The 17,298-nt window shown below is 43.3% G+C and carries 13 protein-coding genes and 1 riboswitch; of the genes, 1 reads left to right on the plus strand and 12 read right to left on the minus strand.

Features of this window, described 5'->3' with window-relative positions; translation table 11 throughout:
* Positions 1-92: 92 nt before the first annotated feature.
* The 3 genes from DHBDCA_RS03235 to DHBDCA_RS03245 all read right to left on the minus strand — a co-directional run bounded on the left by DHBDCA_RS03235 (position 93) and on the right by DHBDCA_RS03245 (position 5,186).
* Positions 93-1,886, minus strand: coding sequence for an ABC transporter ATP-binding protein (locus DHBDCA_RS03235; protein ID WP_015042731.1), 1,794 nt, complete (start codon positions 1,884-1,886; stop codon positions 93-95).
* 81 nt (positions 1,887-1,967) lie between these two features.
* The gene (locus DHBDCA_RS03240; RefSeq protein ID WP_015042732.1) at positions 1,968-3,914 is read right to left on the minus strand and encodes a cell wall-binding repeat-containing protein; all 1,947 of its coding nucleotides are present in this window, start codon (positions 3,912-3,914) and stop codon (positions 1,968-1,970) included.
* Between the two features lie 162 nt (positions 3,915-4,076).
* Complete coding sequence (locus DHBDCA_RS03245) at positions 4,077-5,186, minus strand: PEGA domain-containing protein (RefSeq protein ID WP_015042733.1); 1,110 nt, start codon at positions 5,184-5,186, stop codon at positions 4,077-4,079.
* Positions 5,187-5,435: 249 nt separating this feature from the next.
* On the opposite strand from DHBDCA_RS03245, the gene DHBDCA_RS03250 reads away from it, so the two are divergent.
* Entirely contained in the window at positions 5,436-6,959 is a 1,524-nt protein-coding gene (locus tag DHBDCA_RS03250; RefSeq protein ID WP_015042734.1) for an MBL fold metallo-hydrolase, read from the plus strand.
* Here DHBDCA_RS03250 and DHBDCA_RS03255 read toward each other — a convergent pair.
* The 9 genes from DHBDCA_RS03255 to DHBDCA_RS03300 all read right to left on the minus strand — a co-directional run bounded on the left by DHBDCA_RS03255 (position 6,910) and on the right by DHBDCA_RS03300 (position 17,130).
* Positions 6,910-7,560 (minus strand): response regulator transcription factor, encoded by a 651-nt coding sequence (locus DHBDCA_RS03255; protein ID WP_015042735.1) that lies wholly within the window; start codon positions 7,558-7,560, stop codon positions 6,910-6,912. The two genes, DHBDCA_RS03250 and DHBDCA_RS03255, sit on opposite strands and share 50 nt — an antisense overlap.
* A 26-nt stretch (positions 7,561-7,586) precedes the next feature.
* Positions 7,587-9,932: an ATP-binding protein gene (locus DHBDCA_RS03260; protein ID WP_015042736.1), complete on the minus strand. Its 2,346-nt coding sequence runs from the start codon at positions 9,930-9,932 to the stop codon at positions 7,587-7,589.
* A complete protein-coding gene (locus tag DHBDCA_RS03265) occupies positions 9,922-10,869 on the minus strand; it encodes a polyprenyl synthetase family protein (RefSeq protein ID WP_015042737.1) in 948 nt (315 codons plus the stop codon). Before DHBDCA_RS03265 ends, DHBDCA_RS03260 begins: the two co-directional genes overlap by 11 nt.
* 525 nt (positions 10,870-11,394) lie before the next feature.
* Positions 11,395-12,015 (minus strand): GNAT family N-acetyltransferase, encoded by a 621-nt coding sequence (locus tag DHBDCA_RS03275; protein ID WP_015042738.1) that lies wholly within the window; start codon positions 12,013-12,015, stop codon positions 11,395-11,397.
* Between the two features lie 17 nt (positions 12,016-12,032).
* Complete coding sequence (locus tag DHBDCA_RS03280; RefSeq protein ID WP_015042739.1) at positions 12,033-12,353, minus strand: heavy metal-binding domain-containing protein; 321 nt, start codon at positions 12,351-12,353, stop codon at positions 12,033-12,035.
* A gap of 28 nt (positions 12,354-12,381) precedes the next feature.
* Positions 12,382-14,055, minus strand: a complete 1,674-nt coding sequence (locus tag DHBDCA_RS03285) for a diguanylate cyclase (RefSeq protein ID WP_015042740.1) — start codon at positions 14,053-14,055, stop codon at positions 12,382-12,384.
* Positions 14,056-14,115: 60 nt separating this feature from the next.
* Positions 14,116-14,201, minus strand: a riboswitch (cyclic di-GMP riboswitch).
* A gap of 211 nt (positions 14,202-14,412) precedes the next feature.
* Positions 14,413-14,907 (minus strand): LiaI-LiaF-like domain-containing protein, encoded by a 495-nt coding sequence (locus DHBDCA_RS03290; protein WP_015042741.1) that lies wholly within the window; start codon positions 14,905-14,907, stop codon positions 14,413-14,415.
* A gap of 78 nt (positions 14,908-14,985) precedes the next feature.
* Positions 14,986-15,867 carry an N-carbamoylputrescine amidase gene (gene aguB, locus DHBDCA_RS03295; RefSeq protein WP_015042742.1) on the minus strand — a complete coding sequence of 294 codons (882 nt, stop codon included), beginning with the start codon at positions 15,865-15,867 and terminating at the stop codon, positions 14,986-14,988.
* Between the two features lie 225 nt (positions 15,868-16,092).
* The gene (locus tag DHBDCA_RS03300) at positions 16,093-17,130 is read right to left on the minus strand and encodes an agmatine deiminase family protein (RefSeq protein ID WP_015042743.1); all 1,038 of its coding nucleotides are present in this window, start codon (positions 17,128-17,130) and stop codon (positions 16,093-16,095) included.
* Between the last annotated feature and the right edge of the window lie 168 nt (positions 17,131-17,298).

Consider the following 17,298-nt stretch of genomic DNA (forward strand, 5'->3'; position numbering starts at 1 on the left):
GTGTACAATTTCTTTGGTTAATGAAATAAAAAAATGATCATATTTTACGGTATTATCCCTTTGCCACGTAGTATTATGGGATAGTACCGATTTTATATTGTCTGGTTCTTGAACTGTGTATCATACAGCTTTTTATAGATCCCGTCCCGTAACAATAAGTCCGCATGTTTTCCTACTTCCGCAATCCGTCCTTTTTCCACGACAAGGATCTGGTCGGCCTCCAGTACCGTGGAAAGCCTGTGGGCAATAATAAAGCTTGTCTTCCGTTGCAGCAGCGGAACCATTGCTTTTTGAATGTACAGTTCCGACACCGAATCCAGGGAAGAAGTTGCTTCATCAAAGATAATGATCCGGGGGGCTTTTAGGATAACGCGGGCGATCGAGATCCGTTGCTTCTCCCCTCCTGAAAGCTTGATTCCCCTGTTTCCCACTACGGTCTGGTATTTGTCCGGCAGCATCATGATAAAATCGTGGATATAAGCCGCTCTGCAGGCTTCTATCATTTCATCTACCGTGGCATCTTCCCGGGCGTATTTTAGATTTTCTTCAATTGTATCATTAAATAAATAAGGCTCCTGCATCACAATGCCGATTTGTCTGCGCAGAGACTGAAGTGTTAGGTCCCTGATATCTTCTCCGTCAATTTTGACACAGCCGTCCATGACATCGTACAGTCTTGGGATTAGATTCGTGATGGTTGTCTTCCCTGCCCCACTCGGGCCGACCAGCGCGACCATGGTTCCGGGAGCAACGGAGAAGTTGATATCCCGGAGAACAGGTATTTTATGGTCATACGAAAAGGAAACGTGTTCAAAATCAACTTGACCGACAGCCGAGACGATGGTTCTCGCTTTGTCACGATCCACAATCTCGAATGGCTGGTCAAAATAGTCGAAGATCCGCTGAAACAAAGCGAATGAACGGACAACGCTGATATGGATATTTGACAGCTGGGCTGCAGGGGTATAAAGTCTGGCCAGCAGTGCCACAAAAGCCACAATTTCCCCGACGGTGATTTCCCCCTGCATATAGAGGTAACCGCCAAAAAAATAGATGAGCATCGGCCCAATAAAGGTAAAAATACTGATAGTCATCGTGAACCATTGCCCGGCTAAAGACTCTTTCGTCCGCAGACGGGATTCTTCCCGATTGACTTTTTCGAATTTCGTATAATCCGCTTTTTCTTTCGTAAAAATTTTCATCAAGATCGAACCGCTGATGCTGAATGTCTCCTGTAAAATCTGGTTGAGTTCATCGACCTTGGTCTGGGTCTGGGATACAATCTTCCATCTAACTTTGCCGACCTTGCGCGTCGGTATTACAAAAAGCGGAACGATCACCATGCCGACCATCGCCAGCTTCCAGTTCATCGAGATCAGTGCTGCAGCTGTGGCGACAAGCGTCAGGGTACTATTAAGCGTATTGATGATCGTGCTGTTCAGCATTTCCTGGACGCCATTGATATCGCTGTTCATCCGCGTGATGATTTCACCCGGTTTGACCGTCGAGAAAAAACGCAGGGACATATGCTGGATATGGTCAAACATCTGGTTTTTCATCTTATAGATAATATTGCGAGCAATCAGGGTTTTGAGATAATTCTGTCCGACCATCAACAAACCGCTTAAGACGGCTGCCCCGATGGCAGCCAGCATCAGAATCGTCAGGTACCTCATATCGTGCTGAGGCAGAGCCTCATCTAAAATACTCCGGGTCGCTAAGGGCGGTACGAGTCCAAGCAGCGCTGAAATGACCAGGGACAGGATGATCACAACGGTTTGTTTCCAGTACGGAATAAAATACCGGAAGATTCTGGCCAGCATTTTGCCTGTGATCTTCGGCATTTCTACTGAATCATCTATAAAACGAACCCTGCCAAGACCCATGTTACCACCCACCCTTCCGATTAATTCTCTATGGGTAGCTTAGCACGCCTTGGCAGGATTGAAAAGTCTTTAACAAATCTCCTAATACCAGTATTGAGTATACCCGTCCCAATTATCAAATAAGATATAGAATGAGTCTCCGTAGTACATTCCACCGTTAAACGCATTCGAGCCATATCTTGTTTGAAGGTCATTCAGCATAGCCTCCAGCCACACAAGATAAGCATCGAAATGATTATCCAGCACGTCGGATTCAGCAGCATCTGTCTCAGGGGTAACCGTAAATACGATAAATGCACTTCCATCATGGGAAGTATCGGTATTACCCTGATAGGCAGTCACGGTAACGGCATATTTTATTGTTTGGCCAGCAATCACGTTTGTGCCGTAGGCATTCTGAATATAAGAAGCCATATTGGAAAAGACACTGTAAATGGCCGGGAGAATTTCCGGCAGCGTTTTATTAATATTCTCCGAGAGCATTGGTTTTAACAGGTTAATCGGAACCGCAAAGTTCAGGTTCTGGCCGCCATAATACACAGCAGCTGTGATACCAATGACTTTCCCCTGCTCATCCACCAGCGTCCCGCCGCTTGACCCGGAACTGATCGGGGCAGAAATCTGAATATATGTCGTTCCGTTAATATCTCTGGATTTTGTGCTGATTAAACCGTTGGATATGGTATCCTCCAAGCCAAACGGGTTGCCGATCGCATAGATATTATCCCCGGTTTCAATCAGGCTGGAATCACCGAGGGAGACTGCAGTCAGTCCTGTCGCACTTATTTTAAGTATTGCCAGATCGGTTGTTTCGTTATAGCTTAAGACCTTTTGGACATCATAGGATGTCCCTGCAGCGGTCTTTACTTTAGCACTGTATGAGCCTTCAATTACATGGTAGTTCGTCGCGACTTTGCCGCTGGAATCAACAATAAACCCGCTGCCGCTCCCCAGAGCATTCCCGCTGCTGTCATAGGTCTCAATGTAAACGATAGAAGGGCTGACCTTGGCAAAGATCTCTTTGGCGGTTAAGGTTCCTCCCGTTTCAATCCCAAGGTAACTGTTGACCAGGGATGATGAAATTGCAGCTTCCCCGCCAAGTATATTCAGCTGTGTAATACTGGAGCTTAGGGCTGATAAGTAATTATTAATGCGGCTGTCCGATGTTTTTCCGGTCAAGATGATCGGTGAGCTCAATTTGGCGGCATAGGATGAGCCTGCCAAGGCATCGGCAAAATTATTACCGGTTGCTAAAAATGTATTGCCAAAGGCATATTCGGACTCAAAAGCTTTCAAAACCGCTAGATTTGTTGCGTAGCGGTCGGTGCCTTGAATGCGTGTCGGGCTTGGAAGCGCGTTGACGACTGAATCATTGATCTCAGCTGTATTGCCGATCACATAGGTTTGCTGAATACTGTTGCTTGCTACATATTGTTTCAGACTTTCACTGACCGTACTCTTGTCCACCAGGATCATTGGAATTTGTTTTTTGCCGGCGTAGGATGAAACCGAAAGCGCATTCGGATAATCACCCCCGGGAGCGACGACAAGCATCCCAGATGTATTACCGATACGCTTGGCTATCTCAACCGAGGTATAATATCTGTCGTTTCCGGACAGTCGGGTAACTAAGATTCCCATCGACTTCAGCTGGGCTTCAACAGCCGTAGAAACGACAGCTGTTCCACCGACAATATAGACATTCTTTGTGCCAAGCGCAGTCAGCGTGGACTTCGTAACCGCCGTTAGACTATCTTTTTCCGTTAATAAGATCGGAGCATTATATTTTGTTGCCAGAGGGGTTGACGCCAAGGCATCTGGAAAGTTGCTTCCGCAGGCGATTATCGCCCACTGTGAGCCGCCGGACCAACCTTCTTTGGCAATATTAGCGGCAGTGGTATATCGTGTATCCCCAGAAATCCGATGCGTAGAGATCGTGGATGACGCCAAAGCATCAGGGACAAATGCGCCCAGACATAAGATTAAAGTCAACAATACAAAAAAGCATCGCTTTGCGTATATTTTCACTTTTTATCTCCTTTCACCTTATAGCTGATTATATCCTTACATAATCCTCTATATGAAAGTGATTCTACCGTTATACTATATCATACCATTATTTACCGAAAAATAACGATCATAGAAAATATGCAAAGAAATTTTGCGAGCATACCTGTGAGGCTCAAAAGGTTATCGGCTTAAACCGGAAGCCCAATGGATGGGATGAATCAAGATATAAAACGGGCCGGCGCTGCTTTCTTCGAGTTTTGGGTAAGGAAACGGCTCCCAGATACCGCCTGAATCGCTCATATAAGTGAAGTGCTGGATTATGGGGCCATAGGCAGTGCCGATAATACCATAATCGTGCGGATCTTCTCCGGCCATAATTGCCTGATAATTCGTAACGCCTAGCCTGATATTCTCTTCTGCCCCGTGGGAAGCAATAGTATATACATTTCCAAATTGCTGACGAAAATGGACAATTTCGGACTTTAACCGTCTTCGCAATTCTTGTTTGACATCCGGTGTTATATCCTGCGCAGATTTGAGATGATATTGCAGTGAATAATCTGCCAAAGTCTCATAATGCAGTCCAACTTCATGTCCCAGTGCCCTTACTTCTTTGAGAACTTCAGGATCGGCGGTGCACCAACGAAAATAATAGGTGCTTTTGACGCCTTTCCGATGTTCAAGTTTTGCCATAGCTAAAGCATCCTCAGCGGATACATCCACATCATGTCTTAAAACGATAGTCTTCTTGGTAATCGGAACATGGTTATAGTAATCCATAACTCTTATAGGTTTGTAGCCAAGTAAGATAATTTCATCTAGAAATCCTTCATAGTTTTTTTGATCCACCGGCAATATGATCTGTTTAATCGAAGCAGTTTCCGGTCGAAGTGTTAAATAGCGTATTGAGCTCACATGTCCGGGGTTTTTCGCCACAACCACATATTTTCCTGCTGAAAGCCTTTTTTTAACTGGTGTTTTGCCAATATACGCGTTATTGACATAGATCGGGATTCCCTGCGCCGAATCGGAACTGATTTCAAGATAATAGCTATCCAAGCCTGTTTGAATCGTAATTTCTTGCGCTTTCTCATCCAAGGTCACAATAGCCCCTATCTTTTCTAAATAATCACGGAAAGAGGAAATAGTATCCTGATTGAATAAGTGATTCGGAATATGGAATTTAATGATATTAACTTGGATAAATAATTTTCCACTCATTAGAACAACTGCCAGCAAAAGTATGCCAACGATGGCTACCTGGGACTGTCGTGTAACGTTTAATTTCATATTCTCAGCTTTCCCCTGTCGTTCTCGAAAATACGTACCGATACATTTCTCTGAAAAGACATATCGGCTTTAGACAAAAATAAATCTTTTGTGAATTATCTTAATAATAAGATAATACGTATTATTTTTCATTATGTAAATATAAACTTTTTCGGCTTCTAAAATAGGTTAAATGTATGATGTTGTAGAAAATTAACGAGCAGGACTTTATAATAAGTACAACCAATTATTTGTTTTGAGGTATCTATTATGCATAGAAAATCATATGTTACCCGCATGCCCAATAAGACAGGAGCTTTTCTGCTCGCTTCCAAAATCATTGCCAAATACTGCGGCAATATTGTCCGAGTGAGCTACAATAAAGCGGTCGATCTTCACATGCTGTTTCTGGATGTCGAGGCTACTGCAGAAAACCATCAAAAGATCGCCAAAGAACTCGAAACGGTCGGCTATCTAAAAAATGAACTCTCCGAAACACGCGTCATCGAGGTCAATATAAAAATCCCGGATCAGCCTGGTGCCGTACTGCCTGTCCTGAAAATCCTGGATCTTTATAATATTAATATTTCGTATCTAAACTCGAGTGCCAACGGTACACCCTATCAGGATTTCAAAATGGGCCTGCTAATCGAAAATCCGGATATGATTAAAATGCTGCTCAATGATATCAGCGCAGTCTATCAGATTGATATCATCGAATATGATGATTTTGAAAAGAACTTGGACAATACGATTTTCTATATCCGGCTGGCGAATGAAATGCAGCATATCCTTTCCTTAAGCACAGCACAGACCATGGAATTCATCTCTGAATCAAACCGAATCCTCCAGATGCTGCAGGAGACCGGTGAGAGCCCCAAAAAAGTCTTTGGCTATATCCGTCGTTTTGCGTATTTTATCAGCAAGTACCGCGGCAGCCATTTCAGCGCCGACATCGATCAGGTCCAGATTAGCGAACAGGTCACACTGTACAGCATCCAGCCGCCCTGCGGCAGCAACACCTATGTGCTTGCTTCAGCTGAAGAACTTGTTTTGATTGATACCGGCTATGCAATCTATGCCGAAGAAATGTTCAAGATATTCAAGGAGCTTTTTCCGGCCTGGGATACGCTGACTAAACGCGTCTTTATCACCCATGCCGATGTCGACCACTGCGGCCTGCTCTCCAAACTGGAAGGCATACGTATCGGCTTAAACCAAAAGAGCGCCGACAGTCTACGGTGTCAAGCCGCCGGAATCCCCGACTACCGTGAAACCAGCGATCTGGGCTGGGGCTACAGCAAGCTCAGCCGGATCATCTCCGGCTATTCCCCGCCAAATCCCGCACAGTTCGAGGTACTTGACGTCGACTCCCCGACCCCGGCACCCGAAGAACACCAGGAACTGATCCCTATCGCGAAATTCACCGTTGCGGATCTGAAATTTCAGGTTCTCGAAGGCAGCGGCGGCCATCTTTACGGCGAGATGATCTTTGTCTGCGAAGAATACGGTCTGGTATTTACCGGAGATAACCTTGTAAATATCAGCGGCTTCTCCGAGGAAAGAGCCGAGTTCAATTCCCTGGCACCTTACCTGATGCGGAGTGTAAACATCGACTCGCAAAAAGCAACCGAGATGCGCAGTCAGATCATGCGGCTGCTGGGTGAGTTAGAAGACAAAAATAAAAAGCCCTGCCTCGTCTGCGGCGGGCATGGACCCATATCGGCACTGGAAAACGGGGAGCTTAAGGCTCTACAAAAGGCCAGGTTAAAACAGCCTCCAACTTGGTATTAACGCCAAATTTCAGAAGGATGATATTAATCCGTTCACTGAGAACACGGGCCGACACGCCTAAAATGGAAGTAATCTCCTTGTTGGACAACCTCTTGGCCAATAATCGCATGATTTCTTTTTCTTCAGGAGTTAGTATTTTTTCAAGAATTTCAACAGGCTTAACTGGAAAGTGCATATCATCAATGTCTATCTGGTTTTTAGGAAAAGCTAAAGGACTTTGATAAAAGTATGTACCGCCGTCCATGACCTTTAGAATGGCCTGAACCACTTCCCGGATATGCAAATCCTTTATGATTACCCCCTCGGCTCCTTTATTCTTTGCTGCAGTGACATACCCTTCCTGATTAAATTCAGTCATCAAAATGATTTTTACTGTGGGCGCAATTCGTTGGATTTGTTCGATCAAAGAGATTCCGTTGCCATCATTCAGATGGATATCCAGCAATACGACATCAGGCTGAGATTGACGGACAAAATCAAGGCATTCTTCCCCATTTTTTACAATTCCCACTGTTTCAATTTGCGGCTCCATGGAAAAAAGGAATTTGGTATTCTCCGCAAAAGGCCCGTGACTGTCAACGATTAAAACTTTAACGTTCATTTAACCCACCTAACTTCAATTGTATCTTAATATACCGGAATCGTAGCTTTAAGCGTTGTACCTCTCTGAAAGCCGGAACTGATCAGCATTTGTCCCCCTAGGCTCTCAATACGTTCTTTCATGATTGCTAAACCGAAATGTGCCCCGCCTAACGATCCTTTTTCAAGTTGATCAGGATCGAAACCTTGTCCATTATCCTTCACCGTTAATTCTAATTTATCTCCACTTAGTTCAACACGGACTGTCTGCTTCTTTGAACCGGAATAACGCAGTGAATTGATTATTGCTTTTTGTATAAAGCGGTAAGCGGCTATTTCGACGTCTTCTGCAAAACGATCATTTAACTCAATACCTTCTGTTTCCAGTATAATGAAATTTGGTTCCTTTAGCATAATATCCTGAGACAGCGATTGTATGGCAGGAATTAAACCCAAATCCGATAAAACCAGCGGACGCAAATTGTGAACCGTTTGATTCAGATCATAGTTCAGATCATTGATCTGATTTCTGATCCGGGAAACCACCTGTTGGGTCGTATCATCACCGAGATTTTCTTTTTCCAATATTTTCAGCAGGCGGCTTATATCCAGAGCACTATGTACCGGGCCATCCAATATTTCTTTGGCCAGACTTCCTCTGTCTTGCTCAATCATCCGAATTAAGGAATTTGTTATACCCTGAAGTTCCCAGTTTCTTCTCCGGGAGCACCAGGATGTTAGGGTCAAGTTATTAATTTCCTTGGTTAGGTCACCGATGACGAGCAGCATCAGCACTTCGTAAGCCAGCTGACCGGCAAGTAAAGTAAGAAAAGGTAATTCGGACTTTTCGAATTTGATATGAGAATAGCGGTGCCCAAAGAAAATGCCACAAGTGGAATTATGGGAGACAAACGGCACAAAAATCTCAGCGGGACAATCGTCCGAAAGAAATCTTGCTTCCAGATCTTGTATTTGGTTTCTACGAAAATACGCTTCTAATTCGGACTGTTCTTGGTGGTTTTTCCTAAACCGGCCAACCGCTTTTCTCAAGCAACCGGTCTGTGCATTTTCAACAATGATGAACACCCCGTCAATTCCTAGCTTCTTGATTGCTTCTTCAAAAATGTGGTCTTCACAGATAAGGGAGGTTATGCTGTTGTTGAGCTCTGTAACCCTATGTTTTAGGCTGATATTTGTTTGGAAAAAGCTAAACCTTTCCAATAATTTACTGATAATTAGTCGGAGAAGATAAAAGCAAACAAAAAACAACAGGCATAGCACAAATGTTGCCAAATAGGATTCAGCGCTGACTATCTTGATAATTTTACCCAAGTATAAAAAATAATGGACAATAATGCTTAAAATGAATGCTGCAAGAAAGTTTGTGATTATTGTTTTATATATCCTGCGGCTGTCTGGTAAGTATTTGTTCACGATAACGTAATATAAGGAAAACGGAATAGCCAAAATGAATAAATAACTCACTTCAGTAAAAAGCTGCTGCAAATAAAAAATTTGTGGAAGAGCAACAAACAATATACTTGGAAAGAAGCCAATTACGATTCCCGATAAGAGAATTCCAGCCTCATTTTTTTTCGGTTGTTCTTTGGGCAAAAGGAATGCTTGGCACAGATTCCATACTGAAAATATGATACCAATAATCATATTAGACAAAGCCAGTTCTCTTAGTAAGTCTGGTAGGTGTATGAAGCCCCAGGAGTGTAAAGCAGTTAGAATCGAAATCACTGTAAAGCAAGCAAATGTTATTTTACTCCCAATTGATTTCGTTTTATTATTCAATAGAAAATTTGAAGTAAAAACAATCAGAAGCACAGGAGCCAACGAGAATGTAATATATTCTAATTCCTTAGCCAAAGGTAAAGCACACCCGGAAGCATGTGTGAGAACAATTGCCACCGCAAATAGCCAAAGCAGCCAAAATAAAAGACGCACTTCTTTCAAAAAAGGCCTCTTATACCAGGCTATAAAGCCCACTAACCAAAAAACAAGACCTATAATATACAATGGAGTTTGGCTTAAAACCATGATCCAATCGGGCAGATTTTCTATTGTAATTTGCTGTACTGTCGAACTATCTGCTGTACAAAATTTAATTGTGTGAGCGCGTTCCAGTAATCCCCATTTATGTGTCGAACCAAATTTTTCCGGGTCCATCCCATCAACTTTCAGGATCTGATCCCCAAGCCGGATACCGGATTGATATCCTTCACCATGAGGATCACAGATAGTAACCAGCCAGTTACCATCAATGTTTTTAAGGTTAATACCGATATAGGGTTGATTCAGACAAGTAACAAAATAAACAAGCCCCAGCACAATAAAGAAGATACTCGCAATATAATATATTTTCCGATTAATAAATCTATCCCACAAGTTTTATCATCTTCTCCTTTTGTTTTTCCGGAACAGGAATTTCCTCCAGATTTTCCAGGGCTTTTTGACGGTAAATCTCAAACATCACGGTGCAGTACTGCGCAACCCCTTCTTCGGCAGCAATTTGTTTCAACTGTTGTTTTTCTTTATCTCCAAATGCTTGTGGTCCTTCGCCGTTAGTTTGCGTTAATCTTATAAACTGTCCGGCTGTTTCGCCTTTGAGCGTATGACATAAATATACGTACGGCAGGGTTTTCTTATTGCTCACAAAATCTTTCTTATTTTCAAAATCTAGAAAATCGTTGAGATCGTTACGGATTTGATTCATAATCCCGAAATTGAGACCAAACTCGGCCATTGTTTCTGCAAGCGGTTCCGTAGCGTTTCCCAGAATGGCCCCTACCTTACAAGCACAGGCCGTAATACTACCTGACTTTTGCCTTACCATATCAAAGTATTGTTCCAGCGATACCTGGGGGCTGTCCGCATAGAGAAACTCCTGGAACTGTCCGTTACTGGCCGTGATTCCCATACGCTGCAGCGCTGTACAGACTTCCCTGTAAATCCTGTCATCCGGTATTGCAGCTATAGCTTCAAAACTAAGCATTAAAAGACAATTCGCCAGATTAATGGCATTGGCCTCGGGGATCCGGCGCCAGGGCAAATCCTCATGATCCTTGTCCTGAATATCGTCAAAAATATCCGCTGCCAGGGCAAAGAACTCCATACCGATCCCCCCTGGCAGCGTAGCTTCCGCATCCCCGCCTGTACACTCACAGCTCATACTGGTCAGATGAGCCCATTTAAATAGCTCACCCGTTGGGCTGTCGGCATTAAGCGAAGTTTGGATCATCCGGACCATTTCTGCACTGAGTCCGTACATTTTTAAAATTCTATCAATTTCCGTATAAATAATCTGATCAAACTGAAGATTCATTGTATTATTGCCACGTAGCTAGAGGACCTACTTCTAATGCAATAGTACCCCCGGAAACTTCATCCCTGAAAACAACTCTCTGAATTACAGAGAACTCAGTAGGTTTAACTTTACGGTGTTTTTCCTGGGTTAACACGTTCTTGGGATCTTTGACACATTCATGAACCAAATTGGCAATACCTTCATAGTTCATCCTGAAAACCCCTTTCATAATAAAAAAATTTACCGTTTGTCTTACTGAAAGTAGTCTTTAGTCAAAGTTTTCATTCATTCTGGTACATTTCCTTCAGCTTGATCAATTATAAGGGAAATTCTTCAAAAAGCACCATATTCCTTTAGCGAATAATGGGATGTTTTGTCGAAGTTTACAATTTGATCCATGACAGTACAAAAATAAAAGCCTTGCCCCGTTTGCTGCGGGCATAGGCCTCTATCATTTGATGCTGGTACTTAAGCGTTTCTCCTTCAAAAGGATCATCTTATGCAATAAATAATTGCCGCCATGGATGGCGGCTCCCCAGATGTTTAAGAATTAGGATATTTGATAAAACAATATTGATTTAGTCCGGTATGGCTATCTGACATAGTTTTAATTAAGTTAAATCCAAAATGCTCATATATTGCAATTTGTTTAGAATTAACAGTTTCTAAGATTATTGGAATATTATTTTCATTACAATGCTTAACAATGGGGGTAATCAATGCCCTTAAGTTACCTTTGCCCCGTTCTTCTTGGGCAACAACAATTACATTTATATGATAATAGTTCTTTGTGATAAATTGTTTTTGCCAGTTTAGATCAATAGCTTTAGATACAGTTTTAACGTTATCTGTATATAATTTAAAATCCGCTTTACTAATTTGGTGTCGTAATTTTGATGACGCCTGTATACTTAGTATAAGTTGCTTTAACAATTTAGATTTCTTTTTTTCGTAGCCTATAATGATAGAATTTAACTTATTGTCTAGCGAATAAACATCTCTTGTTTTTTCAAATATATCTAATTGCACCTGGAATAGCTTTTTTAGAAATTCTTTCTCATTTGTTATCCCTTTTGTTTGCAAAATAGTTAAGGGATCATCAATAAAACACTCTGTCAGAAGCTTAGCAGCTGGTTCAATTTGATTTTGAGTTATCCTTATCATATTAACCTCCATTGGAACTACTCTACTCTTACGGCGGTTCCGGAAGCGCTGACCATCAGCATGCTGCCGTTGGCTCCGATGACTTCATAATCCAGGTCGATGCCGACTACGGCATTAGCACCCATCTGGAACGCCCGGTCTTCCATTTCTCGCAAGGCGATATTGCGGGCTTCCTGCAGTTTCTCTTCATAGGTGCCGGAACGACCGCCGATCACATCGGTGATACTCGCAAAAATATCGCGGACAATATTAGCTCCCATAATGGCTTCTCCGGTAATCACCCCGTAATATTCGGTGATCCTGCGTCCTTCTACGGACGGTGTCGTTGTTAAAATCATGTTGATTTCCTCCATTAAGTTTATTAAGTTACCTATCATTCACAACAAGGGATTCCTGCATAATCTTGTTAAAAACAGTAACCAGATATGGATCAAATTGTTTGCCGGCGCATTTATTGATTTCTACAAGTGCACTATACGGGTCCATGGCCCGTTTATAAGGCCTTTCATGCGTGATCACATCGTAGGAATCAACAATGGATACAATCCTCGAGAACAGCGGGATTTCATCTTCTTTCAGCCCCTGCGGGTAACCTTTTCCATTCCACCATTCATGATGACCGAGAACGGCTTCTGAGACATGCGCTAATTCCCTGGACGACTGCGTGATCCGATAGCCGATTTCGGAATGTTTTTTCATAATGCTCCATTCTTCCGGGGTCAATTCGCCTTGTTTTTTTAAGATTTCCCCCGGAACACCGATCTTGCCGATATCATGCAGCATCGCAACCTGGACCAGTTCGACGATCTCTCTTGAGGACAAGCCGATCTGATTGCCGAATTTACTGACCAGACTTTTCAGCCTCATGACATGGGCTTCCGTCTGATAATCTTTTTCCCAGAGCAGTTTTTCCAGGAACTCGATGATGGCAAGGCGAGATTTCTTGCTTTCATTTAGTTTGTTGCTATACATTTTTTCCTCAGCCTGGCTGATCATTTTTGCCAGGGGTTGTTCCCTGTTCTCATAAACCGTCAGGCCAAACGAGATATCTATTGGTACCGTTTGCGGGCGGGAGATTTTTAAATTGTTTTTGATATTGTTTAAAAGCACGCCGGCCTGATCAAGCGGCACACCAGGCATGATAATGATAAATTCGTCCCCGCCCCATCGGATAATCACATTCTCAGTGCCAATCGTCTCTTGCATGATTCTGATCCCGTCAGCAAGCAATTCATCCCCTTTTTCATGACCAAAGGTGTCGTTGATCAGTTTCAGACCATTAAAATCCCCCATGACCAATGTTGCAGGCATGAGGGTTTTCTTCAGGAAATTTTCCAGCGTGTTTTCAAAATAAGTACGGCTGTAGGCGCCGGTTAATTTGTCATAAACAATAAGGTGCCTGATATTAGCTTCTTTGCTTTCGAGCTCCTCCCGGATGCTTTGGAAGTACAGGGCCTGCATATTGAGATAAGCAAGCAGACCAACAACGCCGGCAACTAAATAACCGACAGATGATGGAATGACCTTCATAAATTTGCACAACGGGTAAAGTAAAATCGACAAGGCCCAAAAAATATAGGTATAGCCAAGCATTATTCTGATCGAGCTTTGGGGTGTTTTTGCTTTAAAACATGTAATAGCTGCTTTGGACAACAATGCGATGATGCAGACAACAGACAGAAGTAAAAGAGCGGTTGTCGGGAGTCCTTGGACAGTAATACATATAAAAGTAAGGATCAAAAAACCTGCGCTGATATCCCAGAACACTGGATAGCTTTTCTTAAAAAATAGCTGCGTACCCTTGAATACCAGCCAGTAGCCTGCAATCGAAGAGGCATAGTTGATAATTGGAAGCACCAGCGACTGGCTGCCGGTTTCCAGCAATGCAATTCTGGAAAGATAGGTAATCATCATCATTACAATAGAAAGGCTCCATGCCAAGAAATAGTGTTTTTTCTCGGAAAAATATAAAAAGCCGTAAGATATCAACAAGACCAGGGTAATCGAAATACTGCCTGCGACGATCGAATCCGCTGTCACATTAAATCCCCTCCTCAGAAAAAAAAATCGCGGCCAAAGCAGCCGCGGTTTTCATCTTCTGTGTGCAACCCGACTGTCAATATGCTTCAGCACTTAGACTCGTAGCTTTGCGTCCCTGCTTTTCAACAGGTTTGCCAATGGATCATATGATTTTAACTTAATTATAGTAAAATACACGAAATCTGTCAATAAATGTATGAATAATCAATAAATGTATGAATAATCAATAAATGTATGAATAATCAATAAATGTATGAATAGTCAGACTCTGAATATTCATACATTTATTTGATTAATATTATGCAATAGATATTATCATCCAGATCAGATTCTTTTTACATGGTTTTCAAATTTAGTTCATGTTTTTTTCCTTTGGATGATCAGGATAAGACCTGCCAGAATCAGCAGGATCGGGACCACCAGGCCTAGATCTATATAGCGCTGAATTGACGTTACAAACATCCCAGTAAAGGATATGCACGCTACAGCGGTTAGAATAAAAACAGGCACCAGCAGACCGCGCGGGCGTCCGGAAAATAAATAGAGTTGAAACAGACCGACTGCAACAGCCAGCGGATAGACCGGCCAGGTATATCCGGAAAACTGCCAGTGCGTAAAAGTCTCAAAGATGAACAACAGACCAATAACGGTAAGGATACCACCGGGAACTAGCAATCCGGGGCTTTCTTTCTTACTGAAATAGTTGAATTCAAAAGCAAGACCGAGAATAAGGATCAATACCGGCCAAAGAAATTCCATACTGAAGATTTGCCAGTTGCCAAGATTATCTATAAGCAGCAAGCCTCCTGTAAGGATTAGAATGATTCCCCAAAATAAGCCGCTTTTGTTCATATAGAGCCTCCTCTCACCTTATAAAGGTTAATAAAGTACTCGAGATTTAAGAACTACAAATTCATGTTAGATAATGGATTATTTTGATAAATAAAGTTCCCCGTCGTAGGAAGAAATCCTTCCATATAAATCAGGCCGGCGGTCTCTAAATATCCCCCACTCCAGCCGCTGAACCTCGAGTTGGTCCAGATCAAATTCCGCGACTAGAACAGTTTCTTCGTTTCGTCCGGCCTCCGCTATCTTATTGCCCTGCGGCCCGGCAATGAAAGAAGAACCATAGAAGGTGATTTTGGAATCATCCTGTTCCTCGACACCAATCCGGTTGGATGCGACCACCGGGATCAGGTTCGCGGCAGCATGGCCGAGCATGCAGGCCTGCCAATGGTCTTTGGAATCAACCGTCTGATCTAGCGGTTCTGAACCGATGGCTGTCGGATATAACAGGATCTCAGCCCCCATCAAGGTCATGCAGCGGGCAGCTTCCGGGTACCATTGATCCCAGCAGATGCCGACCCCAATCGTGGCGTAGCGCGTCTGCCAGACTTTAAAGCCTGTGTCACCGGGGTTAAAATAGAATTTCTCCTCATAGCCTGGTCCGTCGGGGATATGACTCTTTCTGTATTTGCCGAGGATCTCACCGTCGGCATCGATCATGGCAATCGTATTATAGCGTGCATAGTTTTTCTTCTCATAAAAGCTGATCGGCAGGACGATCTCCAGCTCTCTGGCAATTTTCCGGAAATGTTTGACTGCTTGATTGTTTTCTAGCTCAGCAGCATAAACGTAAAAATCAGATTTTTCTTTCTGGCAGAAATACGGGGTCTCAAAGAGTTCCTGCAGCAGGATAATTTGCGCTCCCCGGGCTGCCGCCTCCCTGACCAGTGTCTCCGCTCCGGCAATATTTTCTTCAACGTTACTGGTGCAGCGCATCTGGGTTGCTGCCACTTTGACGTTTCTCATCGTTAATATTCCTTCCCAACTGCCTGATTTCGGTGTGTTCTGAACCTGATCTTACAGGTGTTTCTACTATTTTGTTAATTTGTATGCATTTTCTATTTTACATGATGCAGAAAAAAACCACAACGCAGAAGAGCGCAACATATAAAAGATGTATCTGTTACGCTCTCCTCTTCATTTATATTTTTATTTCAACTTTTGGTATATATTGTTGGGTAATTCATACATTCACCTTAAACGTTTTACCGCAGGCATCTGCTGGGTTGTACAGTGAACATTGCCGCCTTCCCCAATAATTGCCATTCCATTAATGGTGCGGATCCGTCTTTCCGGAAAGATCCCGCTCAGGGTCCGAATAGCCAGGGCATCTGCTTCGGCAGCCTGGCCGCCAAATACAGGTAAAATAATTCCGCCGTTGACAAAGTAAAAGTTCAGATAACTCAGCGTCAGACGTTTACCGTCGGCAAATACGGCGGGAGGCTGCTGTATTGGGATGATTTCAAAGGTTCTTCCTCTGGCATCCGTTTCCCGGTTTAACACCGCGAGGTTTTCCCGGGTAATCGCATAATTCGGATCGCAAGGGTCATCACAGACCTGAATCAGGATTTTGCCAGGCGAAGCAAAACAGGCGATATTGTCGACATGTCCGTCTGTTTCATCTCCACATAAGCCTTTTTCCAGCCAGATGACTTTGTGGATACTTAAATATTTCTTCAATAGTTCCGTAATCTGCTCCCGGGAAAGATCAGGGTTGCGGTTCGGATTGAGCAGGCATTCGGCCGTTGTCAAGAGTGTACCTTCTCCGTCCACGTGCAGCGAGCCGCCTTCCATAATCAGCGGCGCATCAAACGGTTTCAAGCCGAGGTGCTTCAATATTTGCGGCGCGACCTGGTTGTCCAGATCCCAGTCCGGATATTTGCCGCCCCAGGCATTGAAGTGCCAGTTGATGCCGGCTATATCTCCCTGATCATTGACGATAAACGTCGGCCCGTTATCCCGAAGCCAGGCATCATTATGCGCCAACGGCAGGAGCTCGATCTGCCTGTTCCGAAAGCGGCCTTCGAGCAGGGACCGTTCGTCGGGGTTTACCAATACGGTGACGGGTTCAAATTCCCCGATAGCTCGAATAATGTCGGTATAACCCTCGCAAACAACCTCGTAATTTTCCGGATGACACATTGATACCCCGACCGGCCAGGAAATAAAGGTACGTTCGTGTCTGGCCCATTCCGCAGGCATTCTATAGTTTATATCGCTCGGAAACATCAGTTTATCCTTTCTTTAGTAACAACATATATCCATCATTACTTTCAAATCAACTTTTGTCATGATGATTATTTATGGTTCATTTTACATGAAAATCCAACCACTTTTCAAGGCATAAAATCACCCCACGATAATTGTGGGGTGCATCAGACAATATTCAATGATTGA

It is taken from the genome of Dehalobacter sp. DCA, from assembly GCF_000305775.1.
GTDB lineage: Bacteria > Bacillota > Desulfitobacteriia > Desulfitobacteriales > Syntrophobotulaceae > Dehalobacter > Dehalobacter alkaniphilus.